This is a genomic window from Candidatus Methylospira mobilis, from assembly GCF_009498235.1.
Classification (GTDB): Bacteria; Pseudomonadota; Gammaproteobacteria; order Methylococcales; family Methylococcaceae; genus Methylospira; species Methylospira mobilis.
This window is the reverse complement of record NZ_CP044205.1, coordinates 3,777,665-3,801,946: the sequence shown is the minus strand read 5'-3', so window position 1 is coordinate 3,801,946 and position 24,282 is coordinate 3,777,665. Positions and strand designations below refer to the sequence as shown.

At 55.2% G+C, this 24,282-nt stretch carries 27 protein-coding genes; 23 read left to right on the top strand and 4 right to left on the bottom strand.

Going from position 1 to position 24,282, the window contains the following annotated elements; all coding sequences use genetic code 11:
• Positions 1–4 precede the first annotated feature (4 nt).
• From F6R98_RS17300 to F6R98_RS17275, 6 genes are all read left to right on the top strand, one after another.
• Positions 5–532, top strand: a complete 528-nt coding sequence (locus tag F6R98_RS17300) for an adenine phosphoribosyltransferase (protein WP_153250133.1) — start codon at positions 5–7, stop codon at positions 530–532.
• 5 nt (positions 533–537) lie between these two features.
• Positions 538–1,599, top strand: coding sequence for an S-methyl-5-thioribose-1-phosphate isomerase (gene mtnA, locus F6R98_RS17295; protein ID WP_153250132.1), 1,062 nt, complete (start codon positions 538–540; stop codon positions 1,597–1,599).
• A 206-nt stretch (positions 1,600–1,805) separates the two neighbouring features.
• On the top strand, positions 1,806–1,991 hold the full coding sequence (locus F6R98_RS17290) for a hypothetical protein (protein ID WP_153250131.1): 186 nt from the start codon (positions 1,806–1,808) through the stop codon (positions 1,989–1,991).
• 59 nt (positions 1,992–2,050) lie between these two features.
• Positions 2,051–2,824, top strand: coding sequence for a tetratricopeptide repeat protein (locus tag F6R98_RS17285; protein WP_153250130.1), 774 nt, complete (start codon positions 2,051–2,053; stop codon positions 2,822–2,824).
• A 14-nt stretch (positions 2,825–2,838) separates the two neighbouring features.
• Positions 2,839–3,054: a hypothetical protein gene (locus F6R98_RS17280; protein WP_153250129.1), complete on the top strand. Its 216-nt coding sequence runs from the start codon at positions 2,839–2,841 to the stop codon at positions 3,052–3,054.
• 456 nt (positions 3,055–3,510) lie between these two features.
• Positions 3,511–3,846, top strand: coding sequence for a hypothetical protein (locus F6R98_RS17275; RefSeq protein ID WP_153250128.1), 336 nt, complete (start codon positions 3,511–3,513; stop codon positions 3,844–3,846).
• A gap of 333 nt (positions 3,847–4,179) precedes the next feature.
• Here F6R98_RS17275 and murI read toward each other — a convergent pair whose 3' ends face one another.
• On the bottom strand, positions 4,180–5,013 hold the full coding sequence (gene murI / locus F6R98_RS17270) for a glutamate racemase (RefSeq protein WP_153250127.1): 834 nt from the start codon (positions 5,011–5,013) through the stop codon (positions 4,180–4,182).
• A gap of 33 nt (positions 5,014–5,046) precedes the next feature.
• A complete protein-coding gene (locus F6R98_RS17265) occupies positions 5,047–6,084 on the bottom strand; it encodes an FAD:protein FMN transferase (protein WP_153250126.1) in 1,038 nt (345 codons plus the stop codon).
• Between the two features lie 59 nt (positions 6,085–6,143).
• Here F6R98_RS17265 and F6R98_RS17260 point away from each other — a divergent pair, with 59 nt between their 5' ends.
• The 3 genes from F6R98_RS17260 to F6R98_RS17250 are packed head-to-tail and all read left to right on the top strand — an operon-like array spanning position 6,144 to position 8,205.
• Positions 6,144–7,184 carry a PilW family protein gene (locus F6R98_RS17260; protein WP_153250125.1) on the top strand — a complete coding sequence of 347 codons (1,041 nt, stop codon included), beginning with the start codon at positions 6,144–6,146 and terminating at the stop codon, positions 7,182–7,184.
• Positions 7,181–7,759 carry a pilus assembly PilX family protein gene (locus F6R98_RS17255; RefSeq protein ID WP_153250124.1) on the top strand — a complete coding sequence of 193 codons (579 nt, stop codon included), beginning with the start codon at positions 7,181–7,183 and terminating at the stop codon, positions 7,757–7,759. Before F6R98_RS17260 ends, F6R98_RS17255 begins: the two co-directional genes overlap by 4 nt.
• Positions 7,756–8,205, top strand: coding sequence for a type IV pilin protein (locus tag F6R98_RS17250; RefSeq protein WP_153250123.1), 450 nt, complete (start codon positions 7,756–7,758; stop codon positions 8,203–8,205). The genes F6R98_RS17255 and F6R98_RS17250 overlap by 4 nt, the downstream gene beginning before the upstream one ends.
• A gap of 63 nt (positions 8,206–8,268) precedes the next feature.
• On the opposite strand, the gene F6R98_RS17245 is transcribed toward F6R98_RS17250, so the two are convergent.
• The gene (locus F6R98_RS17245; protein ID WP_153250122.1) at positions 8,269–8,631 is read right to left on the bottom strand and encodes a hypothetical protein; all 363 of its coding nucleotides are present in this window, start codon (positions 8,629–8,631) and stop codon (positions 8,269–8,271) included.
• Positions 8,632–8,976: 345 nt separating this feature from the next.
• Here F6R98_RS17245 and pip point away from each other — a divergent pair, with 345 nt between their 5' ends.
• From pip to F6R98_RS17225, 4 genes are all read left to right on the top strand, one after another.
• A complete protein-coding gene (gene pip / locus F6R98_RS17240) occupies positions 8,977–9,927 on the top strand; it encodes a prolyl aminopeptidase (protein ID WP_153250121.1) in 951 nt (316 codons plus the stop codon).
• A gap of 4 nt (positions 9,928–9,931) precedes the next feature.
• Positions 9,932–10,510 carry a UbiX family flavin prenyltransferase gene (locus tag F6R98_RS17235; protein WP_153250120.1) on the top strand — a complete coding sequence of 193 codons (579 nt, stop codon included), beginning with the start codon at positions 9,932–9,934 and terminating at the stop codon, positions 10,508–10,510.
• A gap of 98 nt (positions 10,511–10,608) precedes the next feature.
• On the top strand, positions 10,609–11,970 hold the full coding sequence (gene ffh / locus F6R98_RS17230) for a signal recognition particle protein (protein WP_153250119.1): 1,362 nt from the start codon (positions 10,609–10,611) through the stop codon (positions 11,968–11,970).
• Positions 11,971–12,230: 260 nt separating this feature from the next.
• Positions 12,231–12,506 carry a DUF2442 domain-containing protein gene (locus tag F6R98_RS17225; RefSeq protein ID WP_153250118.1) on the top strand — a complete coding sequence of 92 codons (276 nt, stop codon included), beginning with the start codon at positions 12,231–12,233 and terminating at the stop codon, positions 12,504–12,506.
• A 19-nt stretch (positions 12,507–12,525) separates the two neighbouring features.
• Here the strand turns inward: F6R98_RS17225 and F6R98_RS17220 are convergent, their stop codons facing one another.
• Complete coding sequence (locus F6R98_RS17220) at positions 12,526–13,353, bottom strand: thermonuclease family protein (protein ID WP_194269999.1); 828 nt, start codon at positions 13,351–13,353, stop codon at positions 12,526–12,528.
• A gap of 130 nt (positions 13,354–13,483) precedes the next feature.
• Here F6R98_RS17220 and F6R98_RS17215 point away from each other — a divergent pair, with 130 nt between their 5' ends.
• From F6R98_RS17215 to F6R98_RS17170, 10 genes are all read left to right on the top strand, one after another.
• Positions 13,484–13,957, top strand: coding sequence for an FKBP-type peptidyl-prolyl cis-trans isomerase (locus F6R98_RS17215; RefSeq protein ID WP_153250116.1), 474 nt, complete (start codon positions 13,484–13,486; stop codon positions 13,955–13,957).
• Positions 13,958–14,470: a chemotaxis protein CheW gene (locus tag F6R98_RS17210; protein ID WP_153250115.1), complete on the top strand. Its 513-nt coding sequence runs from the start codon at positions 13,958–13,960 to the stop codon at positions 14,468–14,470.
• A 41-nt stretch (positions 14,471–14,511) separates the two neighbouring features.
• Positions 14,512–15,996, top strand: coding sequence for a CheR family methyltransferase (locus tag F6R98_RS17205; protein ID WP_194269998.1), 1,485 nt, complete (start codon positions 14,512–14,514; stop codon positions 15,994–15,996).
• A gap of 59 nt (positions 15,997–16,055) precedes the next feature.
• Positions 16,056–16,658 (top strand): chemotaxis protein CheW, encoded by a 603-nt coding sequence (locus F6R98_RS17200; protein ID WP_194269997.1) that lies wholly within the window; start codon positions 16,056–16,058, stop codon positions 16,656–16,658.
• Positions 16,659–16,691: 33 nt separating this feature from the next.
• Positions 16,692–18,227, top strand: a complete 1,536-nt coding sequence (locus tag F6R98_RS17195) for a protoglobin domain-containing protein (RefSeq protein WP_153250112.1) — start codon at positions 16,692–16,694, stop codon at positions 18,225–18,227.
• Positions 18,228–18,292: 65 nt separating this feature from the next.
• Positions 18,293–20,662 (top strand): hybrid sensor histidine kinase/response regulator, encoded by a 2,370-nt coding sequence (locus F6R98_RS17190; protein ID WP_153250111.1) that lies wholly within the window; start codon positions 18,293–18,295, stop codon positions 20,660–20,662.
• Positions 20,663–20,709: 47 nt separating this feature from the next.
• The gene (gene cheB, locus F6R98_RS17185) at positions 20,710–21,762 is read left to right on the top strand and encodes a chemotaxis-specific protein-glutamate methyltransferase CheB (protein WP_153250110.1); all 1,053 of its coding nucleotides are present in this window, start codon (positions 20,710–20,712) and stop codon (positions 21,760–21,762) included.
• Positions 21,763–21,903: 141 nt separating this feature from the next.
• On the top strand, positions 21,904–22,263 hold the full coding sequence (locus F6R98_RS17180) for a response regulator (RefSeq protein WP_194269996.1): 360 nt from the start codon (positions 21,904–21,906) through the stop codon (positions 22,261–22,263).
• Entirely contained in the window at positions 22,260–22,886 is a 627-nt protein-coding gene (locus tag F6R98_RS17175) for a chemotaxis protein CheC (RefSeq protein ID WP_153250108.1), read from the top strand. The genes F6R98_RS17180 and F6R98_RS17175 overlap by 4 nt, the downstream gene beginning before the upstream one ends.
• The gene (locus F6R98_RS17170; RefSeq protein ID WP_153250107.1) at positions 22,862–23,842 is read left to right on the top strand and encodes a sensor domain-containing diguanylate cyclase; all 981 of its coding nucleotides are present in this window, start codon (positions 22,862–22,864) and stop codon (positions 23,840–23,842) included. The genes F6R98_RS17175 and F6R98_RS17170 overlap by 25 nt, the downstream gene beginning before the upstream one ends.
• Positions 23,843–24,282: the final 440 nt, after the last annotated feature.

The window sequence follows — 24,282 nt, the reverse complement described above, 5'->3', positions numbered from 1 at the left end:
TGACATGCCGATCAAATCACGTATTCGTACCGTTCCGCATTATCCTAAACAAGGGATTATGTTTCGCGACATCACCACACTGCTTAAGGACCCGGTTGGTTTGCGTGTAACGATACACGAAATGGTACATCGCTATACCGGTGTGAAGATTGACAAAGTGGCCGGGATCGAATCGCGAGGCTTTATTCTCGGCGCGCCGCTGGCTTATGTGCTGGGCGTAGGGTTTGTGCCTATACGAAAACGAGGCAAATTGCCGGCGGAAACCATAGGCCACGACTACGAATTGGAGTACGGTACGGATCGCGTCGAAATTCATACGGACGCAATTGAGCAGGGAGAACGCGTGCTGCTGGTCGACGATCTTATCGCCACCGGAGGTACGGCGGAAGCGGCGGCGACTTTAATCACTAATATCGGCGGAGAAATTATCGAATGCGTATTCGTGGTCGATTTGCCTGATTTGGGCGGGCGCAAGCGGTTGGAGAAAAAAGGCTATAAAGTGTTTTCACTGTGCGAATTTGAAGGAGAGTAGGCGCTATGTCGGTAACTGCGAGAAAAGTTGAAACGCTACGCTGGCGAGACGGTAAGCTGGACATGATCGACCAGCGCGTCCTTCCGGCAGTATTCGAATACTTGAGCTACGACTCGGCAGCGGGTGTCGCCGAAGGCATACGCAGCATGGTTGTGCGCGGCGCGCCCGCAATCGGGGTTGCAGCCGCCTATGGCTTGGCGCTTGAAGCCTCACGTCTGCAAGGCAGTTCGGAAAACGAATTTCGTCAAGGCCTGGAAACCGGAATTGAATTGTTGGCGGCAAGCCGTCCCACGGCAGTCAATTTATTCTGGGCGCTAAACCGTGTGCGGCGCGTCTGGTCGGGTCTGTCCGGTTTGGGCAATGCGGCTGTAGCTGTTCGCCTGCTGGATGAAGCGCATGAGATGCTGGCGGAAGACATCCGTATTAACCGTGCGATGGGAGCCTTCGGCGCGTCATTATTGCCTGATGGTGCGCGCGTGCTGACACATTGCAATGCGGGCGCTTTGGCGACGGCGGGGTGGGGTACGGCGCTGGGCGTATTTCGATCAGCGGTTGAGGCGGGTAAGAAAATTTCGGTGATTGCCGATGAAACGAGGCCTTTCCTGCAAGGCGCGCGTTTGACGGCCTGGGAAATGGTGCAGGAGAATATTCCGGTCACGCTGATAACCGATAACATGGCGGGATTCATGATGAGCCGGGGCGAAATTGACGCCGTGATGGTGGGAACCGACCGGGTTGCTGCAAATGGCGACGTAGCCAACAAAATCGGCACTTACATGGTTGCCGTTTTGGCAAAACGCCATAGCATTCCGTTTTATGTGGCGTGTCCGTTGTCGACGATAGATCTCACCGTGCCGGACGGCAGCGCTATACCCATCGAAGAGCGCGCTCCGGAGGAAGTGCTCGGCTTTCGAGAAAACCAGTGGGCAGCCCAGGGAGTCTCGGTGCGTAATCCTGCGTTTGATGTGACGCCGGCTGAACTGGTCACTGCGCTGATTACCGAGCGCGGCATTATTTACAATCCTTCCAGCGAGAGTCTGAGTGCCTTGTTCAGGTCTGAGCCGTAGCGGTTACAGCTTGCAAGCGCCAGGCGATTTGCCCCGCCTAAGCCGCGCTCAACCGAAGACAGGCATGGGGGGCAGAGAGCGTCCGTTTTCCTGGGAGTGCAGGGCCGGTGCTTTGAATGAATCAAAGAAACTGGTACCGGTTTCCTGATTCGGGTATTCTTCCTTTTAACGCGAAAGATCACTGACTTGGGAGTGCCGATACAGCCATGAACAGACGTTATCCGTGCTTGTCTTTTTTTGCCATGCTGTTGCTGGCGGGATGCGCAGGGCAGAACATGAACCAGCTGGATAGAGGTTTCCGCCTCAACGCCGATAAATATCAGAATATCCCCGGCAATTATAATCGCGGTCACGGCTATTATGGGGAGTATCGGCGCAGTGACGTATATTAGCAAGGTAGCGTGTTATTCTATAATGAACAACAGGATACAGCGATTGCGGGAGAGCTTTTATGCGTAAAACCCTATGCTTGCCGATACTGATGGCATTGGCGCTTGGCGCCATGCCGTCCTGGGCCGATCAGGTCGCGGAAGTGATGAAGCTCGCGGTGCAGGGGGATGCCGGAGCGCAGACCGATTTAGGCGTGCGTTATATGTACGGAGACGGCATTCCGAAGAACTACGTTAATGCCTCGAAATGGTTGCGCCGGGCGGCCGAGCAGGGAAATGTCCTTGCCGAGTTCAACCTGGGATTAATGAATGCAAACGGCGAAGGCGGGCCGGTCAATTACGGCGAAGCTGCCAAATGGTACAAGAAAGCGGCTGTCAGGGGCGATATGCAGGCGCGTTTGAATCTGGCCCTGATGTATACCAAAGGAGAAGGGGTGCCGAGAAACTATCGCGAGGCGGCGTACTGGTTTCGACTGGCGGCAGGACAGGGCGATGCAGCCGCACAGTTTCATTTGGGGGTGATGTCGCTCAATGGCGAAGGCGCTGAGCAGAGCTACACCGATGCCGAGGAGTGGTTTCGCAAGGCAGCCTTGCTCGGCGATCCCGCCGCGCAATATCATTTGGGGCTGCTATACCTTGGTGGACACGGCGTGCCTGAAGACCATCAGGCCGCCTATTTATGGTTCGTGCTTGCGGCGCAACAGGGTAACGAGGCCTCGTTGAGTTTAATGGATCAAGTGGAAAGCGAGTTGACGAAGGAACAAATTGCCGCCGTACAGCAGCGCGCGGCAGAATGGCGCCCCGTCAAAACCAGCAAGCCGAAAACACGTTCCTGAAGACAGGTATCATCATGAAGCGTTTGTTGCTTATTACATTTATCCTGGGTGCGGCATCGGCAATGCTCGGGTGCGCCGGAGGTTCTTCGTACCCAGGTTATTATGGTGGTTATGGCTACGGTTATCCTCATTATGGCAGATACGGCTATGGGAGTAACTACGGGCGCTACGGAGGGTATTATGGCGGCGGCGGACATTGGGGGCATTACGGCGGCTGGGGGCGTCGTTGATTGGATGTTCTATTTTTCCATATAAGGTCAACGGAACCTGGCTTCCATGGACGCCAAACGAATGTAACGAGAGAGATGTTTCTTTTCAGGTTTGCTATCAGCGAAGGTGGATAAATAATTATCCGGAAATTCGTTAGATTAAGTGTCGGATACGCTGTTTGGCGAAGTAAGTCGCCTGACGGTTGCTTACTTCTCTCGACGGATAAACACTATGCGTTGGATACCTTATAATTATTCCGCGCCCGTTTTCGCGCCATGGCCGAAGCGGTCGGAAGTGAGGTAAGCCTGTCGAGGGACGCTGAAGCGGGTTGGAAATTAATCCGCCCTGAATCTCTTTTCCTTTGACAACGCTCATGTCAGTCCCTGGGGGACCGTCTGAGGCTGCTCACCTCACTTCCTCTCCAGCGGCCACGCTGGACAGTTATGGCTCCTTAAAATTTGTAAGTCGAGGTAGAGATGAGTAAATTTAATTATTGTGCGGTCGTTGTGTTATGTATCTCCTCCTGGGGAGCATCATGGGCGGAAGATTATGGTGCGCCGGGCGTCGGCGCAGCGCCAGGAGCCGGGGCGCCGGGCGTCGGCGCAGCGCCAGGGGCCGGAGCGCCGGGCGTCGGCGCAACGCCAGGGGCCGGAGCGGCGGGCGCCGGCGTAACGCCAGGGGCCGGAGCCGGAGCTGCGGGCGTCGGCGCAACTCCAAGAGCTGGGGCTGGAGCCGGAGCTCAAGGGGCCGGGGTCGCGCCAGGTGCGGGGGCGGGAGCGCCCGGTACAGAGCGTATTCGCCGACGCCGATAAATGGCATGTTGTTACTCACGTACTTTCAAGTGTAACTGTCCAAATCGAAGCATAGTTGACTAAAATTAACGTAGCTAATTCTTGTGTGCCCTAAAGTAACGTCTACTACAATAGGTAGCCTGAACGGTCCGTGATTGAAAACGGTCGAGGTTGTATTCTCGCCGTTTTGGTCAGGATTAACTGCAAATGAGCCTGCATTAATCCGCGCCGACTCGCATTCTATCGCGGTAGGCTTACTTTAACGGCAAATGACAAGCTGGCACGTACCTTTGCAATATTAACCAAGTGATTCGGCTAAGCAAAAGAAAAACCGCCCCCTTGTTTTCCCTGCCTTCAGTTTAGCCGGTTCTCCGCCCAGACATTACTATTCTCCAATGCTCCGACTTCAACCTGTGCGCCCCAAAGCTGTGAAAAGATTACCCGGGCGCTGTCGGGTGAGCCGGTGGTCAGGAATGTCCCCCGGCCCGGATATGGCGCCGACGCGATGTCCTTACTGCCTATATGCCGCAAGGTCTGGCGAGCTACGGCCGCAGACGATTCGATTATTTGGACCGCTGGTCCGGCGATGTCCCGGATTTCGGATTCCAGAAAGACATAGTGGGTGCATCCGAGAACAAGGGTGTCGGTTCCCTTGTCCATGAGGGGAATAACCAGCATTCGAAGGTATTCGCGAGTGCGGGCGGATGAGAGTTCTCCTCGTTCGACAAATTCCACTAAACCAGGACAAGGCTGTAGGAGCACATTCACGCCCTGTCCAAATTTTCGGCAAAGCCTTGCGACATTAGCGCTTTCGATCGTTCGTTCCGTGGCCAGCACGCCGACGACGCCGGTTTTGGTTTGAGCAACCGCCGGCTTTATGGCCGGTTCCATCGCAATAATTGGAACGGGCAAGTGCGAGCGCAGCCTTGCGACGGCTACGGCTGTCGCTGTATTGCATGCAACTACAATGACCTGAGCCCCGGCGTCAACGAGGCGCTCGGCTATCTGGTGCGCGCGGCTTTCGATGAAAGCTGCGGGTCTGCTTCCGTAAGGCGCATTTCCGGAATCTGCGATATAGATAAAATCGACTATGGGGTGCTCGCGACGAATCGCTTTGAGAACGGACAACCCGCCCACGCCGGAATCAAAGACCCCGATTTTTGGAACAGCGGCAGAATGATTCGTCATTGATTTAATTCGGTTATCATGTATCCACGATAGTTATCGATTCTGGGCCTCGGCATGGGCAAATTCGCTGCTCATATGCTCCTGCAGCGCATCGCCGTCGCGGCTGATCATTAGCGCTTTCAAATGCTCGGATTCCGCAATTTTCCGCGCTTGTTCGCCGCCTACGCACAGCAGCGCCGTATCCCATGCGTCGGCCCAGGTCGGATCGTCGTGCAGTACGGTAACGGACAACAATTGATGCGTGACCGGGCGGCCTGTTTTCGGGTTAAGGATGTGCGAATAGCTTTGTCCCTTGTCCTCGAAAAAATTCCGATAAGTACCTGCCGTCATGATGGCGGTTCCGGCCTGCTGATGGATATCGAGCACGCGCTGGACTTCCTGGGTGTAGGGGGTCGGCTTCTCGATGGCGACGCGCCAATCGTTGCCGTTTGCCTTGCGTCCCTTGACTTTCATTTCGCCGCCGACTTCGACCAGATAGTTCTGTATTCCCTGTCCTTCCAGCAACCGCGACAAAGCGTCCACCGTATAGCCTTGTGCTATGGAGGACAGATCGATGCGCAGCAAAGGATCTTTTTTGCGCAGACGCAAGTTGGCGGTATCGATCTCGATACGGTTCATGCCGACATGCAGCAGCGTCTGTTTGATTTCATTATCGTCGGGGATGCGGTTTTGATGTTTGGAAAAGCCCCACAGGTCGAACAGCGGTTTGATGGTCAGATCGTAACAGCCGTCCGAGCGTTCGTAAACTTGCTGCGCGATGTTTACCAGCTCGACAATTTCAGGGGATACCGTTATCCATTGCGTGGTGTTCTGCTGGTTCACGCGCGAAATCTCGGAGTCGTCGCGGTAATTCGACAGTTTGATATCGATATCGCTGAATACGGCTTCGATTAGCGGGCGCAGGCTTTCTATCGTCACCTGCCGGTTGCCGGAGGTGGGGAGTACAACCTTGATGTGATAAGTGGTGCCTTGCGTGGCTCCGGAAAGCTCGTTTTCCGTGCTGCGCGGCTGGCAGGCAAACAGGGTGATCAGGCAGAGTGCGGACAATAGCGGTTTAACGATGGTTTTCATGTCGGATGGGTAGCGTTATTATTTATCAAGGCGAGAATAAACCATAGCTTACTGTTTTTATGAGCGGATGCGCAAAGTCTTTTCCTCGGGCCAAAGAGCGGGTGACAGATCACGAAGCGGGCGCCACGCTGATTGAGTTGATGATGGCGCTTGCCGTCGGGCTGGTGCTTTTATTCGGTTTGAGCCGGATATATCTTTCCAGTAAACAATCGTACCGATTGACGGATGCCCAGTCGGTATTGATGGAAAGCGGTCGTTATGCCTTGGAGGCTTTGACCGGCGAGATTCATTCGGCCGGTCAGCTGGGGTGCAGACGCAACGCGCCATTGACGGTGCTGGCCAACGCTCAGGCGCAAGCGTTGCTGGTGCCTGATACGGCGCAGCACATGCCGTCCGGCCTCATTGCTGCGCCGCTATTGAGCGGGGAGGACGACATCAGGCTTTCATCCGTACCGCGCATCAAGTCGGCCTTGAGCGGCACCGATACCCTGACGGTGCTGTATGCGGAATCCTGCAGCGGTATCCTGATCAGCCGTTTGTTGCTGACCAATCCGCGCGGACGTCTGCAGTCCGGGTCCAGCTGCCGCTTCGATACCGGTACGCCGCTGCTGGTTGCGAATTGCGAGTCGGCCCATCTGTTCCGCGCCGGGGCCTCGGATCAGGATTTTACCCAGAATGTCGATCAGGCGGAGGTGGCGACCAATCGTTTGGGTGCGCTTTACCGTCCGGGTTCGGAAGTCATGGCGCTGCGGTCGCGCAGTTTTTTTATACGCCTGAACCCGGCGGGCCAGCCCGCGTTGTATCGCGTCGACCATGTTGCCGACACTGTGTCCGAGCTGGTTGAAGGCGTGGAAAACCTGCAATTGAGCTATGGCGTCGATACCAGCGGCGATGGCGCATCCGATCGTATTTTGAATGCGTCCGCCGTATCCGATTGGTCGAAGATAGTCAGTGTGCGCGTGGTGTTGACCTTGCGCAGCATTGACGATCGCGTGCTGGCGAACGCCAGGCAATACTGGCTGGATGATGAAAGTCGGTCCGACCGGCGTTTGGTTCGTCAGTTTGCTGCAACCGTCGCCGTTCGTAGTCGCGCGCAATGAGCGATAAACGGCAGATAAGCTTTCGAACCGGTCAAGCCGGCGCTGTTCTTGTTACCGGTTTGCTGTTTTTGCTGGTCATGAGTCTGTTGGGCGTGACGGCGATGAATGTCGCGCTGCTGGAGGAAAAAATGGCGGGCAACCTGCGGGACCGCAGTCTGGCGTTTCAGGCGGCGGAAACGGCGTTGCGATCTGTGGAGGCTATGCTTGCCGCTTCGGCGGATATTATTGAAACGTCGGCAGCCGAACCATGCCGGTCCGGCTGGTATGAGCGCATCAGCTGTCCCTTGCCCGCCGTTTTGTCTGATGATTTCTGGCTGCGCGGGAGCGTTGGCGCAGCAACGGGCGAGCTTGCCCATGTGGTTATGCCGCCGCAATATATAGTGGAGCGCCTCGATTGCTATCCCTGGCCCTTGGAAAAATGCGATCATTTCCCTTTTCGTGTTACGGTGCGGGCAAGCGGCGGCAGCGCCGAGGCTGTGGTCATGTTGCAGGCAGTTTATTTGTTGGCGCCGGATGAGCAAACGGCGGTTCCGGCAAAATTCATGGGTAGGCAATCGTGGAGGCAGTTGCGATGAGGATGAGGGCAGGTTGTTGCGGCAGGGTAGCGACGGGTTTTACTTTGGCTGAACTGATGATAACGCTGGCGATAGTCGCAATTATGACGGCGGTCGCCGTACCGGCTTACCAGGATTTCATGCAGAAAGCCCGCCGGAATGACGCCAAGATTGGGTTGATGCAGAGCGCCCAAGCGCTGGAAGCGTGTTTTACCGAGTTTAACGCATACAACCATGCAGGGTGTGTCACTTTGGTGTCAGGTTCAGGCAGCGTCGATACGCGTTCGCCGGATGGCTACTACCGTATAACCAGTAAGAACGGTTCCGGTGCGGAGCAGTTGTCGTCATCCCGGTTTACGCTTTATGCCAAGCCCGCAGAAGGAAGCGTCCAGGTTGGAGATGCGTGCGGAGTGTTCGTTCTGGATAGCGGCGGCATGCGCTCGGCGGCTATGGACGGTTGCTGGTAGTGAGACGCGGGTAGCGGCGCGAGAGGCTCCGCTACCCGGCAAGTTACAGCGCGGTTATTGCCGTTAACGGGTCTCTGATGCGATATCCCGCTGAATTTTTGCCATTTTCAGGTTGAAAGAGGCTGCTTTCTGGTAAGAATCAACCAGCGCCTGGTTGTGCTCCTGTTCATCTTCCACGTTACGGCCTACTTCGTAGGGGCGTTTGATATCGGCAGTCAATAACTTCTTGTGCTCGTCCGCCTTGGCTTGCATGTCCTTGGCTATCGCTTCGTACTTGTCAGCCAGAGCAAGGTGGTCGGCCTTGGTTTTTGCCGCCTTGACTTCGTTGGCCGTTACCAGATTTTGGGATGTATTGGTCGATGCGCACCCGGCTAAATACAACGATGCCATAACAACCAGAACTGAAAGCCATGCCTTTTTCTTCATTGAGTATTTCCTCGCTACAATTGATCTTGTTACTCACCGCCCGGAGGCGTAACGGTTTTGTTTTCACGTAAGTGTGAACTCTGTTTGTATGTAAGCAATATCCATTCCACCGGTATGCGGGGTTGCCAAGCTTGCTTTGTTGCATTCGACTACGGTTAATGGCGTCATGAAAAGTGCTCTGTTTGCACCAGTAATGATAGTCATGGAAGATAAATGATCCATTGTGGTGCACGTGAATAATGGCGCACTACGCTTGATTCTCCTGAATAGTTACTATCCTTGTGGTAACTGGTTGTATTTTTCGTTTGGATGTGCTGCGGGTTTCCTGCTAGTATGCACGACTTAATGAAAAGTTTATATCCTCCTATCCAGCCCTACCAGACCTATCGTCTTGATGTCGGGGACGGGCACGTCCTGTATGTCGAGGAAAGCGGCAATCGTAAAGGTCTTCCCGTAGTCTATTTGCACGGAGGGCCGGGGTCGGGCTGCAAGCCGTTTCACCACCGTTTTTTTAACCCCGAACGGTACCGCACTATTCTGCTTGATCAACGTGGTTCCGGGCGTTCGACGCCGTCAGGCGGCACGGTGAACAATACAACGCAACATTTGATCGGCGACCTGGAAGCGGTGCGCCTTTATCTTAAAATAAAGCGTTGGGTATTGTTTGCCGGATCGTGGGGATCGACGCTGGCGCTGCTTTATGCGCAACAATATCCCAAACGTGTTGCCGGGATGTTGCTGCGCGGCAGTTTTCTGGCGCGGCAGCGCGATCTTGATTGGTATATACGCGACGGAGCAAATCGTTTTTACCCGGAGCAGTGGGACGAGTTACTACGGGTGGTCGCCTCCCCGGAGCCCGATTTGATTAGCGCGTTGCACGGTTTTCTGTACGGTCAGGACGAAGTTGCCGCCCATCGCGCCGCCAAAGCCTGGCTGGCCTGGGGGGCGCAACTGGCGCTGGGCGCGACATACGACCCTGGCGAAATAGATGCGCGCGCCGACGCCGGTTATATGCCGCAGACCTATATCGAATTGCATTATGCGATGAACAAATACTTTATCGAGGAAAATCAGATATTGCAGCAGTGCCATAAAATTCCGAAAAAACTACCGGTCATACTGATACACGGACGTCATGATGTCGTGTGTCCTCCCGAGGCTTCCTATCTGCTCAAACAACGTCTTCCCGCCGCCGAATTGCTGGTCCTGCCCAACTCCGGGCATTTGCCGATGGGAGACGAAATGCTGGATGCGCTGGTGTCGGCCTCGGATCGTCTGGCGCAACGGCTGGCATGACGCCATGAGTGAAGCCAAACCCAGGTTGATCGTCGCCATGACCGGCGCCACCGGCGCCGTTTACGGTAAGCGTATGCTCGAAATATTGCGCGAAACCAATTGTTGGGAAACCCATCTGGTGGTTTCCGGCGCCGGTTTTATCAATTTAAAGCATGAGCTGGATATGGGGCGCAATGAAATTCACGCGCTGGCCGATGTGGTGTATAAAGTGGACGACGTGGCGGCGGCTATCGCCAGCGGCGCGTTCAAGGTGGAGGGCATGGTGGTTGCTCCCTGCTCAATGAAAACCCTGGCAGCGATTGCTCACGGCCTGTCGGACAATCTGATTGCGCGCGCCGCCGACGTAACGCTGAAGGAGCGGCGGCGGCTGGTGATCATGCCGCGCGAAACGCCGCTGAATCTGGCGCATATACGCAACATGGCCAGCGTCACCGAAATGGGCGGCATTATTTATCCGCCGATGCCCGCCTTCTATGGCGGCGCCAAAACCCTGGATGCGCTGATAGACGAAACCGTCGGGCGGGTGCTGGGCCTGTTCGGCATTGATATTCCGCATCTGTTTCAGCCTTGGGAAGGTTTGTAGCATCGCCTTTGCTTCTACTCGCGTTTATAATACCCGTCCCCCGTCCGCCCCAAAAAATAAACAACGGCACGCCCGCCCACGCACAGAGAACTCAGATCATGTTTGATAATTTAACCTCGCGCCTCAACGATTCCTTCAAAAAAATTCGCGGTCACGGTCGTCTGACCGAAAGCAATATCCAGGAAACCCTGCGCGAAGTGCGCATGGCCTTGCTGGAGGCCGATGTGGCGCTGCCCGTGGTGACGGCTTTTGTCGACGATGTGCGCGCGCGCGCTTTGGGGCGGGAGGTCGAGAAGAGTCTCACGCCTGGGCAGGCGCTGGTGAAGATCGTAAACGACGAGTTGAAAGCCATCATGGGCGGCAAGCACGAAAAGCTCAGCCTGGCTTGTCAGCCTCCGGCCGTGATTCTGATGGCGGGTTTGCAGGGCGCCGGTAAAACGACCACGGTTGCCAAGCTGGCGCGCTGGCTCAAGGAAAACGAGAAAAAATCCACCCTGGTAGTCAGCGCCGACGTATATCGTCCCGCTGCGATAGAACAGCTGCAGACGCTTGCCGGAGAGGTAAAGGCCGAGTTTTTCCCGAGCAATCCGTCGCAGAAGCCGGTGGATATCGCGCTGGCGGCGCTGGAACATGCGCGCAAAAAATATATGGACGTGGTTATCGTGGATACTGCGGGACGTCTGCATATCGACGAGGCGATGATGGATGAAATCAAGCAGGTGCATGCCGCTATCAAGCCGATCGAAACCTTGTTCGTGGTGGACAGCATGACCGGTCAGGATGCGGCCAATACCGCCAAGGCTTTTCACGACGCATTGCCGTTGACCGGCGTCATTCTGACCAAGACCGACGGTGATGCGCGCGGCGGCGCAGCGTTGTCGATACGGCATATCACCGGCAAGCCGATCAAGTTCATGGGCGTCGGCGAAAAAACCGCGGAGCTTGAATTGTTCCATCCCGATCGTCTGGCGTCGCGCATACTCGGCATGGGCGACGTGCTCTCCCTCATCGAAGAGGTCGAGCGCAAAATGGACAAGGAAAAGGCCGAGAAGCTGGCGAACAAGATCCACAAGGGCAAGGCGTTTACCCTGGAAGATTATCGCGATCAGTTGCTGCAGATCAAAAGCATGGGCGGCATGATGGCGATGCTGGACAAGTTGCCGGGCATGGGCAATGTGCCGCAGTCGGTCAAGGAAAAAGTCAACGATCGCGAAATGTTCCAGCAACTGGCGATGATCGATTCGATGACGGTAAAGGAGCGCAAATCGCCGGATATTATCAACCCCTCGCGCAAAAACCGCATCGCCAATGGTTCGGGAACCGGGTTGCAGGAGCTGAACCAGATGCTGAAGCAGTTCGAGCAGATGCAGAAAATGATGAAAAAGTTAAAGGGCGGCAATCTGATGAATATGATGCGCGGCATGAAGGGCGCGATGGGGCGGCAGCGCATGCCGATGTAATCATGATTAACTTCATTCAGCCAGCGGAACCCGCGCAGGGTAGTTGCGCTTAAATTGATTGTGCACAAAAAAACTTTTGGCTGAAACATTATTGTAGGAGCGGGCTTTAGCCCGCGAATGGCAGACGGCTCGTGGGCTAAAGCCTGCTTCTACAGGGAGATATGCAACGGTAGCCGAATAGTTGCCGGCATTCACGAAATGGGTTGATTTTTTGTTCTGTACAAATCCATCAAGCCGGAAACAATTGCCAGGAGATTGAAATGAGACCGGCTGAGATTAATATAGTCGCCGCCCAGCATGTCGGCGACTATAGCCTTCTGCTGAAGTTCGATGATAAAAGCGAACAGATTATCAATTTCGAACCTTTGCTTGCTTGTTCCAGTCATCCCGATATTCGCGTTTGGCTGGAACTGGATAAATTTTCTGCGTTTCGCATCGAATGCGGCGATCTGATTTGGGGGAACCATGACCTCAGTTTTGCTGCTGTCGATCTGTACTTGATGGCCTGGAGCATAGGCGCGCGCTGCGGTTTGTAGCCTGAATCCGCGCGGGCTTTCAATCCAGGACGATCAAAGCCGAAGGGTGTTTGATATACATGAAGCACCCGCTCTGCCTGCATTTTGGCCAGCCTCTGGCTTCGGCGCGGTGGTTTTTATAAGCGGATAACGGAGGGAACAGCGGTAGATTGTCATTGTCGACGCGTATCTCGATAGCGTTGCCGTTTGCAGCGAGCCGGCAGCTTTGATAGCCTGGATTTACCTCTGTGGCGCTGATCGTTCCGCTCAGGCGCTGCCAGCCGGAAGCGGGTACTTTTCCGGGCGCGCCCAACTCATGAGCCTGATATTCGGGTAGCGCCCACAGCCCCTTGTTTGCGTTTTGCGCGCGCTTTTCCGCGGCGACCAACGCGTCCACGTAAGCCAGATTAGGCGGGTGTATATCGGTCGCGGCCAGACCTTCTTCCACCAGTTCCAGGTTGATATGCCTGTCCTCCAGGGTAAAGATATGGGCCAGCAGTCTCTGGTACTTATCGCGCGTGACCGTATCGGTTTTTATGCGCACCACCTTTTTTTCGATGCGTTGTTTCAGCCATGCGCGGGCTGTTTGCCCGCCGGGCTCGTCGTGTTTGCTGATGCCCTCGATCTCCGGCGTGTTAAGCCCGAGCAGCCGTACCTTGCTGCCGTCATCCAGTGTAACGGTATCCCCATCGTATACCCGGCTTACAATATGGTTGTCGCCCGTTGCGTTTGTCGCTGGTTGGGTTTCGACGATGGGCAGCTTTTCGGCGCCAGCCAGCGCTTGATCCGAGTAATGCGTCTGTCCGCGGGTATCCTGCCAGCGGTAGACATCGGCGCAACCGCTCCCGCACAGAACCGATAACCACAATATTATCGCGAGAAATACCGGGTGTAGCGTTATTCCGCGTCGCGGCCGCCTTATAATAGTTGAATCAGGGGGCATAAGAGTGAAAGAATACCCGGCATATTACGAGATTACAGATTAACAGGAAAGCAGCATGCTTATAAACCGTCTTTTTCAACTTTATATAGCGACCGTATTGATTATGACTACCAACGCTTGTTCAGCGCCGGACTCGAAGCAGGACCCGAAACAGACCCTGGTGCAGGGCGAGGCCTTTCTGACAGATAATGCCGCCAAACCGGGGGTCGTGAAAACCCCGTCGGGGCTGCAGTATCAGGTTATCAGCGAAGGAACCGGCAAAAAACCGGCGGCCAGCGATAGCGTAACCGTCAATTATACAGGGTCGCTGATTTCAGGAACGGTCTTTGACGAAGGTAAAGGAATCACCTTCCCATTGAACGCGGTGATTTCCGGCTGGACCGAGGGCGTGCAATTGATGAGCGAGGGTTCGCGTTACCGGTTTTTTATCCCGTCGGCGCTGGCCTATGGCGAGCACGGCGCCGGACGCGTGATTCCGCCTAACGCCGCTTTGATTTTCGACATCGATTTGATCAAGGTAAATCGTTGAATGATGCAGGCGCGCACGCCTGAGCCGCCGCAGTCAGACCTGGTATTGCGGGTGCTGCTGCGCAAGCTGCAGTGCGCGATTTATCTCGATTATATCGAGCGCGTACTGCCTTTGGCGGCATTGCAGCCGGTACCGGGCGCGCCGCATCATCTGGCCGGCCTTCTGAATTATCGCGGCCTGAGCCTGCCGGTGGTGGACCTGGGCGCCTGGCTCGGTATCGCAGGTAAGGAGCCCTATCATATCGATACCCCGATGCTATTATGCAGTGATGGTCAAACCCGGATTGGCTTTGTGGTGAACGAAGTGATGCAAATCGAGCAGGCGGAGGCGTCTACCGTGCAGTTGCAGGCTGCTTTCTCGAGTAGCGGATCGCCGTTTGCGGCCTCTCTTAATACCGGGGCAGGGTTAGCCTTGTTGCTTGATATGAAGCAGATCATGACACTCAATTTCGCTGACGCCGCGATAAATTGTCAGGTGGATGCGCACTTACTTTCCGTTCTGACGACGGCATGACGTTCTCGACGGTCAATTTGGATACGAGTGTCGGGCAAGGTATGACTTCTCATGTCGAGGAAGCGTTTCGCCGTTTGCTTACCGCGCGTACCGGTATCACTCTCTATGATTACCAGATGCCGCATTTGCGTGACACGGTAAGGCTGGCCTGTGAGCGCTTCGGTTATGGACACGAGGCGGATTACCTTCTGGTTTTACAGGAAAAAGCTGATTTTTCACCTGAACTTGAGTATTTGCTTGCCGGCGTCACCGTCGGAGAAAGTTATTTTTTTCGCGATAGCGGACAAATGACCTTGCTTCAGGACTGCTTGCTGCCCGGGATTATCGCGCGTAAACGAAAAGACAATGATTATTCGTTACGCATTTGGAGCGCCGGCTGTTCGAATGGCCAGGAAATTTATAGCATCGTCATGCTGCTGCATGAAATATTGCCTGATTTCGATGGCTGGGTATTGCATCTCCTGGCGACGGATATCAATACCTCCGCATTGACAAGCGCCGTGTGCGGTAAATACAGTGAATGGTCCTTGCGAGCGACGCCTCCCGCCATGGTGGAGCGTTATTTTACGCGGATTGGCGATGAATATGTGCTGACGGAAAGTATTCGCAAGCGTGTCCGCTTTGCTTATCTGAATCTTTCCGAAGACGCCTTTCCGTCGATGTTTACGGAAACCAGCGGGCTGGATCTCATTTTGTGCCGTAACGTATTTATTTATATAGAGCCGGAAGTGTCGCGCAGCATTATGAACCGGTTCGCCGCCTGTTTGGTGCCTGATGGTTTATTGCTGCTGGGAGCGTCGGATCATGTAAGCTGGCCGGACGAAACGCTCGTTCGCGAGCAGACTGGAGATGCGTCCTATCTCAGGCGTAGAGAGGCGCCGCAAGTCACCTTGTATGTCACGGACGAATCTCCGGCGCTCGCAGCCCAGCCCGCCGTTACCGACGCGATGGTGGAGGCCGCGCTTAAAACGCTGGAAACGGGAAGCCGTCCAGTTGAAAAAGAGGCGGTATCGGCCGGTGACCGAGGGTTGGCTCGTATAATCGAGCTGGTGCGCGCGGAACGCTGGCGCGACACATTGACGCTGATCGCGCAAGAGATCGATAAGTCGGGCGCTTCCTCGGAAATATTGCAGCTCAAAGCGAAGGCGCTTGCCAATCTTGGCAATCTGGAAGAAGCGTTGCAGGCGTGCGGACAAAGCATTGCTCTGGACCCAACCGACAAGCATACCTATTTGATGCAGGGGATGGTGCTGATCGAGCATGATCGCCTGCCGCAGGCGGAGACCGCATTACGCAAGGCGATTTTTCTGGATCATGCGTTTCTGGAGGCGCACCATCACCTCGGCTTATTGCAGTTACGGCTGGGGCGGCGCGATGCGGGTCTGAAAAGCCTGAGCAACGCACTGGCGCTGGCCGAGCGCGGGGACCCGCATCGTGGCATCCACAATGCTTCTGGAATGAATTATGGACGTTTCGCCGAAGTTCTGCGTAAGGAAATTTGCATTTACGCTGACGCGTCGCACTAGGGAGCGTTGAATTCAATGTTACTAAAAACGGGGTTGTGATGGCAAACGAGCCGGGTGATATGCCTGAAACCTCTTTACCGGCGCCGGAGATAGACGGCGTTGCGGTTACCTGCGAGTGCCCGAGCTGGTCGCTGATGCCGCAGGGCGATGAAGCACGGCGCATTCTGGAGGCGCGCGCGCAATTGTTCGCGCGCAAGCCGGTGAAAGTGCAGGAAGAGGAGCGGAGTCAATTCGTTTGTTTCAGGCTGGGTGCATCCGAGAGTTACGGCGTCGCCTATGATTATCTGGAGGAAGTCACGAATGCCATGGACATCACCCCGGTTCCCTGTACTCCGCCCGTTATTGCCGGCGTGGTCAATTATCGCGGCGAACTGTTGACCCTGCTGGATTTGAAACGGTTTTTTCATATCAAGTCAGGCGAAGACAATGAGAGTAAGGCGGTTGTTGTGGTGAAGGCCGGCGGTGTGAGAGTCGGTCTGGTCGTCGATGCGGTTGAAGGCAACGAAGAATTTGCGCCGGCCCGTCTTGCGCCGCCGTTATCTCTGATGGGCGCGGCAAACCGGATTTATGTGCAGGGTATTCATCAGGGACGGGTGACCATGCTGAATATCGGCGCATTGCTTGCCGATCCGGCGCTACAAGTCGACGAGTCCGTCAGCTAAGGTTCAGATGCAGAATATTATCGAGGTAAATTAATGGATCAGATAAACCGGAAGCAATCGCTGGCGCAGTTGATGGCTATCGATGCGAAACAGCAAGCCGACTTGAAGGCTTTTGTCGGCTTTGGCGAGGATGACGCCCGGGCATTGAAAGAATTATTGCCTCTGATCGCCGCTCATGCGGATGACCTGGTGAACCGGTTTTACGGCAATATCCAGAAATACCCGGAGATGATGTCCATTGTCGATCTTGCCGGTTCCAATATCGAACGGCTGAAAGTGGTGCAGAAGCGCTATTTGCTGGAATGGTTCGAGGGCGATTACGGAGACGGATATTTCGAACGCCGCTTGAGCATAGGCGCGATGCATAACAAAATCGGCCTTACGCCGCGCTGGTATCTCGGCAGCTATAGTTTTTATCTGCAAACCATCACGCCGCTGATTATGCGCCGCTACTGGCTTAACGCGGCTGCGCGCGCACGGGCGCTGCATGCGTTGTACAAGATCGTATTCATCGATTCCGAGCTGGCAATCGAAACTTATATCAGAAAATCGTCCGACGACAAGTTTGCCGAATATCAGCGCCGCGTCGCGGGTTACAGCGCGTTTATCGAAGAGGTGGCGCATGGCGATTTACGGCAGCGCGTCAAAGTTGATGAGGGCGGCGGGAGCGATGAACTCAGCCTGATAGGGGTCAATTTGAACGCGATGGTCGAAAGCCTTGCCGGCATGTCGAAGCAGAGCGGCGAAGCGAGCAATGCGCTGATGAGTACGCTGGTGGAAATGCAGTCGGCGATCAATGCGCAGTCGGCAGGCGCCGCGCAGCAGGCAGCGGCAGTGAATGAGACGACGGCGACGCTGGAGCAAATCAAGGCGACTTCGGCGCAAACATTGTCCAAGACCCAGCAGCTGGGCGAAACTGCGGAACGGGCGCGCCGCGAGGGAGATCAGGGGTTGCAGGCCGTCCAGCAGGCGATAACCGGCATGGAGGCGATACGCGCGCGCGTGGAGAATATCGCTCAGACCATCCTGGCCCTGTCCGAACAGACGCAGCAAATCGGGGAAATTACCGGCGTCGTAAGCAGTCTTGCCCAGCAGTCGAAGATGTTGGCGCTAAATGCCTCGATCGAAGCCGCCAAGGCGGGCGATGCGGGTAAAGGGTTTGCCGTGGTGGCGGCAGAAGTCAAGGAACTGGCCGAGCAGTCGCAGCAATCGACCGCGCAGGTGCAAAAGATACTGCAGGATATTCGTCACGCGACCGATCGCGCGGTAATGGCGACCGAAGAGGGCAGCAAGGGTGTGGATGCCGGCGTGGTGCTGGTGCAAAAAAGCGGCGAGGTAATGAAACAATTGGGCGAAGTTATCCGCGAGGCGGCGCTGGCGAGTCAGCAGATCGTAGCGGCAGTCAGGCAGGAAGCGGTCGGCATAGATCAGGTAGCCACGGCAATGAGCGAAATCAACAAGGTAACGGCCCAGTTTGTCGCCGGTACTCAGCAAACCAAGGCGGCATCCATGAAGCTGGACGAAATGGCGGGCAAATTGAAAATCAGTGTCGGCACCTACAAGGTGTGAGGCAGCGTCGCTGTGACGCTCAATGACCTTATACCGCCCTATACGAACGCTGGAGTCCGGTGGCTATGAATCTTGACCCCGAGATTGTCAAGCAATTGATCCAGGTGTTCGCCGCCGAGCTGGACGAACGCTTGCTGGCGATAACCGAAGGACTGATCGCGCTGGAAAAAGACGAAACCGGAGCCGGGCGCGATCGCTGCATCGACAGTATGTTTCGTTCCGCACATAACATCAAGGGCGCCGCGCGCGGTGTCGATGCGCGCGATATTGCCGAAATCGCACATGCTCTGGAATCTCTGTTCAGTGCGATGCGCAGGGAAATGGCCGAGGTAAGCGCCAGGACGATTAATCTGTGCCTGTTCAGCGTGGATTGCATGCGCGAGGCAATGACTGCATTCGAATTGCAGAAGCCGTCCGGTTTCGATCTGCAAACCCTGCTGCAGCAGCTGAATCAGTGGCAGATTACCGGTGAAGCCGAAGCCGATGCGCCGCTTGTGGCGGAAGGCGATAAAAGCGAGGGAAACCGGGGCGATGCCAACGATGCGCACGGGTCGACTCCTGATAGCATTGCCTCCGGCCCCCGTACCCCCTCCGGTGTTTCGGCGGTATCGTGCCCGGAATCCAACGGGGGGGCGCCCGCGGGAGATGCGTTGAAATCAACTGCATTGGGTGTCCATGATGCCGATGCCGTGCGCGAGGGGGTGGTAATGACCCGCGTTGCGCTGCATAAACTCGACCTTGTCTCCGCTTTGGCTGAAGACTTGCTCGCTTCGAAAATTGAAATAGAGGATCATCTGTCCGCGCTGCAGCGTTTGCATCATGAGGCGCAATCTTACGCCAATAACTGGGCGCGTCTGGCTTCAATGTCGCCTCGCGAGTTCGAGTCGGTGGCATCGGCCTGGGAACAGAGTCCCGTTGTGATGGCTGTCGATGCCATCGGCAGTCTGAAACTGGGGATACATAGCATCTATAAGCAAATGTGCGGCAGCAGCAGCCGTCTTGGTTTGATTTCGAGCTCCCTGCAGGATCAGGTGCGTACGCTGCGTCTGGTGCCGCTTGCGAGTCTGCTGCGGCCATTGGCGCGTTCGATACGTGATATAGCGCAGGATTTGGGCAAGAAAGTCGAATACGAAGTCGTCGGCGATGAAATCGAAATGGATCGTCCGGTATTGGAGGGCATCAAGGACCCCTTGATGCACCTGATACGCAATGCCATCGACCATGGCCTCGAAACTCCGGTGGAGCGATTGGCCAAGGGCAAGCCGGAGGCTGGACGTATCAGCATCAGCGTCGCCAGTACCGGTAATCGTATCCTGTTGACGGTTCGCGACGACGGCGCCGGTATCAGCGTGGCGAAAATAACCGCCGCAGCGGTGAGAAAGAAACTTCTGGTTGCATCCGAGGCCGAAGCATTAACCCGGCGGGAAGCCCTGGAGCTTATTTTTCGCCCGGGTTTCTCAAGCAGGGAAATGATTACCAATATTTCCGGGCGAGGCGTCGGGCTGGATGTGGTGCTGTCCAATTTGAACAGTCTGAAAGGCAGCGTACAAATAGAAACCGTCGAGGGCGAGGGCACCAGTTTTATCCTTGGCTTTCCGGTTTCGCTGTCTACGGACCGCGGATTAATGGTGCGCGCCGGTGGCGCCGAGTTTGCCATACCGAGCGTATCGGTCGTGCGCGTGATGGAAGTCGATGCGAGCGAACTGATCGATATTGAAGCAAGCCAGGCCATCGTCATTGAGGGAAAAGCGGTGCCGGTGCGCGATCTGTCCGCTGTGCTTGAATTGGCGCAGGGACTCTCCTCGTTGCAGCAGGGGAGGCTGCCGGTTGTCATGTTGTCCAATGGCTGGCAGAGCGTTGCCTTGCTGGTGGATGAAATCGTAGGCGAGCGCGAGTGTGTGGTCAAACGTTTGAAAGCGCCGTTGATTTCCATACGCAACGTAATCGGCGGCACGCTGACCGGCAGCGGTAAAGTCGTGATTGTACTCAATCCCGGCGATCTGGTGACATCCGCTTTGCGCATGGACTCCGGAATGCGGACACGGGTACAGACTCAAAGCCGCTCGACGGTAGCGCCGCATGTGCTGGTGGTCGATGACTCGATTACAACGCGTACCCTGGAGAAGAACATACTGGAAAGCCAGGGTTTCCGGGTCAGCATTGCGGTTGACGGCAGGCTGGGCTGGGAGGCGCTGCAGAAAGAAAAATTCGATTTGGTTGTGACCGATGTGGAGATGCCGGTGATGAATGGTTTCGAGCTTGCAGGACGTATCAAGAGCAGCGAACGTTACCGCGAAATTCCGGTCATAGTCGTTACCTCACTGGCCAGTGAGGCCGACCGCCGCCGGGGTGTCGAGGTAGGAGCCGACGCTTATATTGTAAAGGGGCAGTTCGAAACCAAGGTGCTGCTGGACGTTATCAACCAGTTGATATGAACTCAGGGTCAGCCGGGGGTTCCTATTCTAGAAGTCATGAAAAATAGATGATTCGTATTTTAATCGCCGAGGATTCGGACGTGGTCGCTCTGCTGCTTACGGCGATGTTCGAAGGGGAAGCTGACATGCAGGTAATCGGCCGAGCCGGAAACGGACAGGAAGCCGTGCGCATGGCGTACGCGTTAAAACCCGACCTGATTACCATGGATATCCGCATGCCGGTCATGGATGGCTTTGAGGCTACGCGCCAGATCATGTCTACGGAGCCGGTGCCTATTATAGTGATCAGTTCCAATGTCGATAATGAAGAGTTGAAGATCAGTTTTCGCGCCATCGAAGCCGGGGCGCTGTCGATCATCGAGAAGCCGGTAGGTCTGGAGCACCCCGATTTCGCGGCCATACGCGGACAGATGATAGAGACTGCGCGCATCATGTCTGAGGTTAAGGTCATACGCCACCGCTATCCTGCACGCAAGCCGGCAATTGAAGCGCCGGAGACTTTTGTTGCTCCCGCCAGAAAAAATGTTCAAGGATTCGATCTGGTCGCGATCGGATGTTCGACCGGGGGGCCGCAGGCCTTGTATGACCTGCTGGGCTCGTTGCCTGTAAGTTTTCCAGCGCCGATAGTAATAGCCCAGCACATGTCCAAAGGATTTGTCGGCGGTCTGGCGTTGTGGCTGCAGAGCCGGACCCCTCTCCGCGTCAGGCTGGCGGAAGATAATCTGCCGTTTGAGGCGGGGACGGTTTACATTGCGCCGGATGATTTTCATCTATTGGTTGAAAATAGCGGCGGCTTGTTGATTGCCCGGCTGGACGATGCGCCGGTGTTGAACGGTTTTCGTCCGTCGGTAACTCGACTGCTCTCTTCTGTGGCGCTGAGTTGCGGCTCGGGCGCTATCGGACTGTTGCTGACCGGCATGGGGTCGGATGGCGCGGACGGGCTGCTGGCTATGCGGCGAGCGGGCGCGCATACCCTGGTGCAGGACGAAGAAAGCGCCGTAGTATACGGAATGCCCGGCGCGGCTATTGCTGTCGATGCAGTGGATCGGATAGTCCGGCTGGACAAGATGCCTGTTTATCTGATGAATATGCTCTGTTAGCAGCGCCGCTGTGCGAAAATATTAAAATAAACATAAAAATTATACGGCTATTCGCCTGCCAAGTTTTGGATGTTACCTGTCTTTCATGGAAACCGGAAGACAGAGTCTGTACAGGTTAAAATTCCAAAGAGGAACAAGCTTATGAAAAATATTTTAATTGTTGACGATAGCGCAACTTCCCGCATGTTGTTCAAAGTAAATTTGCCAAAAGATCATAGCTATGTCATACATGAGAGCAAGGACCTGGCCAGCGCTTTGCGGCTTGCAGAGGAATATGCGCCGGAGCTGGTGGTGCTGGACTACAATATGCCGGATCACAATGGGATCGAGGTAGCGCAGGCATTGATGGACGCAGGAATCAACGCGCGCTTTGTGCTGCTTACCGCAAATACCCAGCAATCGGTAGTCGAAGATGCGAAAGCCCTGAATTTCCGGCTGGTGGTTGAAAAACCGATTACGAGTGAAAAAATCGCCATGCTGCTGGCGGAGGCGGATGGATGAATTTGACCCTGGAGCAGATGGATGCCTTGAGTGAAATCGCCAACATCGGCGCCAGCAAGGCGGCCAAACAGTTGTCGCTGCTACTCCATGATATCGTGGAGATGAGTGTCCCTCGTCTTACCATCGGTAGCCGGCGTGAAGCATTGGATCTGATCGCGGTAGCCCCTCAAGACGACACTGCTGCGGTTTTTCAAAAAGCGAGCGGTTTGCTTAATGCCGAAGTTGCATTGCTGTTCCATTCACAGGAAAGTCGGGAGCTGGTGCAGGCGCTGGTGGGGGCCGATTTACCCCTGGACGATGTCGATATGAGCGCGTTCGAGCATGAAGCGATGACTGAAATAGGTAATATCATTGTCTCGGCTTGCATCAGCACGATAGCCGACCTGTTGGGCGGGCGCGTCAGTTTGACCATACCTGTTTATGTGGAAGGCAGTTTTAGCGACATCTGGCATCAGCTCGAAGGCGGCGATATGCCTCAGGCCCGGTATATGCTGGTGATGGGGACCAAGCTCAGCGCAGTGCAGCGCAACGTGAACGGATCGCTGGTTATTACATTTTCACTTGACGATTTGAATTCACTGTTGCGGCAGATTGATGAATGGCTTGCGAAAATGAGCTCATGAAACCGGAAGCCATGTTATTGCCGGGGAGCGATATTGTAGATATGTTGCCTCTGGGGGTTTTCTTACTGGATGAAAGCGGTGTTGTTTGTGGCTGGAATACCTGGCTGGCGGATAAAACCGGTATTGTCCGGCAAGAAGCGCTGGGTAAAACCTTGCAGCAGCTGTTTCCCGGATTCGACAAGCCGCGTTTTACCTGGGCGCTACAGGAGGTGTTTACAAACGGCTCGCCGCAGATTTTGTCTCAAGCATTAAATCAGTATCTGATCCCTATCAAGATTAAGGTCATGGGGTATCATGGTATATCGCTGATGCAGCAAAAAGTGCAGATATCCTTATTTGTCGCGGCGAATGAGCTAAGACTGGCGCTGATCAGCATTGTCGATGTGACGGAGAACGTCATTCGATCCCAGGCGCTCAGCGATGCCGCACGCAGTCTCAAGGAGAGTAATAACCGCGACGCGCTGACCGGATTATATAACCGGCGCTTCATGAACGAGTGGCTGGATCAGCGGCTCAAGGAGTCCCGATCCATACAACATCCGATAGCTTGTCTGGTGCTGGACATCGATCATTTCAAGATGATAAACGATACATTCGGGCATCAGTTGGGCGATCAGGTGCTGCAGGATTTCTCTCTTCTTATCGCCGGCAGGCTGCGCGATTGCGACGTTTTCGTGCGTTACGGCGGCGAGGAATTCGTGGTGCTGCTGGTTAAGTGCACGCTGGCCGGCGGCATCGCCCGCGCCCAGGAGTTAATCAAGTCGGTGCGGAGCACGTCTATCGGCACGCTTCCGGCGGGCGGCGTTACCTGCAGCGCGGGTGTTGCGGTGTACGATCCGAAAATGCCTTGCAGCAGCGAATTGTTGTTGAGCCAGGCCGATGCGCAATTGTATCAGGCCAAACGAAACGGCCGCGATTGCGTTTTTCCCAGCCGTCATCTGGGAAGTGCAGATTGATTCGACAGCTGTAAATTTCCATCCCGAAAAATCGGGGCGTCGGATATGACGCGCTTCATAAAAACGGTACGCTGGCCGCAACTATTCAGCTACCGGATTTGATCCGCGGGCGGGCTGTTAAGAATCAAACCGCAAGGCCAAGCAGCGTCCGCGCCAATGCCGTTAAGATAGAGGAATAATTATCTTCCCTGCCGGAACCCGGATCTGCGGGACGACTTGCGAAGTAACGTTCTTATAGACTGGATACCGGCAATCCCTTCGACTACGCTCAGGGCAAGCCCCGCCGGTATGACGGATCAAGTAAATCAATGGTCTGCCATGTATTTCTTTAGGGCTTAACGACATTGAGGTACACGCACATCGTAGCCTGCGAATTGAGCGCGTAAGCGTTTTTCCGGAAACTTTCGGACGGAAGAGCAACCTGTAGTTATGGCAAAAGG

What these genes read in the sequence shown, in the direction of transcription:
- F6R98_RS17215 (WP_153250116.1), top strand. Translation starts at nt 13,484, where the DNA reads ATGCTTATAAACCGTCTTTTTCAACTTTATATAGCGACCGTATTGATT.
- F6R98_RS17210 (WP_153250115.1), top strand. Translation starts at nt 13,958, where the DNA reads ATGATGCAGGCGCGCACGCCTGAGCCGCCGCAGTCAGACCTGGTATTG.
- F6R98_RS17300 (WP_153250133.1), top strand. Translation starts at nt 5, where the DNA reads ATGCCGATCAAATCACGTATTCGTACCGTTCCGCATTATCCTAAACAA.
- F6R98_RS17260 (WP_153250125.1), top strand. Translation starts at nt 6,144, where the DNA reads ATGAGCGGATGCGCAAAGTCTTTTCCTCGGGCCAAAGAGCGGGTGACA.
- F6R98_RS17265 (WP_153250126.1), bottom strand. Translation starts at nt 6,084, where the DNA reads ATGAAAACCATCGTTAAACCGCTATTGTCCGCACTCTGCCTGATCACC.
- cheB (WP_153250110.1), top strand. Translation starts at nt 20,710, where the DNA reads ATGATTCGTATTTTAATCGCCGAGGATTCGGACGTGGTCGCTCTGCTG.
- F6R98_RS17175 (WP_153250108.1), top strand. Translation starts at nt 22,260, where the DNA reads ATGAATTTGACCCTGGAGCAGATGGATGCCTTGAGTGAAATCGCCAAC.
- F6R98_RS17275 (WP_153250128.1), top strand. Translation starts at nt 3,511, where the DNA reads ATGAGTAAATTTAATTATTGTGCGGTCGTTGTGTTATGTATCTCCTCC.
- F6R98_RS17170 (WP_153250107.1), top strand. Translation starts at nt 22,862, where the DNA reads ATGGCTTGCGAAAATGAGCTCATGAAACCGGAAGCCATGTTATTGCCG.
- F6R98_RS17225 (WP_153250118.1), top strand. Translation starts at nt 12,231, where the DNA reads ATGAGACCGGCTGAGATTAATATAGTCGCCGCCCAGCATGTCGGCGAC.
- F6R98_RS17235 (WP_153250120.1), top strand. Translation starts at nt 9,932, where the DNA reads ATGAGTGAAGCCAAACCCAGGTTGATCGTCGCCATGACCGGCGCCACC.
- F6R98_RS17290 (WP_153250131.1), top strand. Translation starts at nt 1,806, where the DNA reads ATGAACAGACGTTATCCGTGCTTGTCTTTTTTTGCCATGCTGTTGCTG.
- F6R98_RS17285 (WP_153250130.1), top strand. Translation starts at nt 2,051, where the DNA reads ATGCGTAAAACCCTATGCTTGCCGATACTGATGGCATTGGCGCTTGGC.
- F6R98_RS17180 (WP_194269996.1), top strand. Translation starts at nt 21,904, where the DNA reads ATGAAAAATATTTTAATTGTTGACGATAGCGCAACTTCCCGCATGTTG.
- F6R98_RS17255 (WP_153250124.1), top strand. Translation starts at nt 7,181, where the DNA reads ATGAGCGATAAACGGCAGATAAGCTTTCGAACCGGTCAAGCCGGCGCT.
- F6R98_RS17190 (WP_153250111.1), top strand. Translation starts at nt 18,293, where the DNA reads ATGAATCTTGACCCCGAGATTGTCAAGCAATTGATCCAGGTGTTCGCC.
- F6R98_RS17200 (WP_194269997.1), top strand. Translation starts at nt 16,056, where the DNA reads ATGCCTGAAACCTCTTTACCGGCGCCGGAGATAGACGGCGTTGCGGTT.
- F6R98_RS17195 (WP_153250112.1), top strand. Translation starts at nt 16,692, where the DNA reads ATGGATCAGATAAACCGGAAGCAATCGCTGGCGCAGTTGATGGCTATC.
- F6R98_RS17245 (WP_153250122.1), bottom strand. Translation starts at nt 8,631, where the DNA reads ATGAAGAAAAAGGCATGGCTTTCAGTTCTGGTTGTTATGGCATCGTTG.
- F6R98_RS17280 (WP_153250129.1), top strand. Translation starts at nt 2,839, where the DNA reads ATGAAGCGTTTGTTGCTTATTACATTTATCCTGGGTGCGGCATCGGCA.
- F6R98_RS17250 (WP_153250123.1), top strand. Translation starts at nt 7,756, where the DNA reads ATGAGGATGAGGGCAGGTTGTTGCGGCAGGGTAGCGACGGGTTTTACT.
- ffh (WP_153250119.1), top strand. Translation starts at nt 10,609, where the DNA reads ATGTTTGATAATTTAACCTCGCGCCTCAACGATTCCTTCAAAAAAATT.
- F6R98_RS17205 (WP_194269998.1), top strand. Translation starts at nt 14,512, where the DNA reads ATGACTTCTCATGTCGAGGAAGCGTTTCGCCGTTTGCTTACCGCGCGT.
- murI (WP_153250127.1), bottom strand. Translation starts at nt 5,013, where the DNA reads ATGACGAATCATTCTGCCGCTGTTCCAAAAATCGGGGTCTTTGATTCC.
- mtnA (WP_153250132.1), top strand. Translation starts at nt 538, where the DNA reads ATGTCGGTAACTGCGAGAAAAGTTGAAACGCTACGCTGGCGAGACGGT.
- pip (WP_153250121.1), top strand. Translation starts at nt 8,977, where the DNA reads ATGAAAAGTTTATATCCTCCTATCCAGCCCTACCAGACCTATCGTCTT.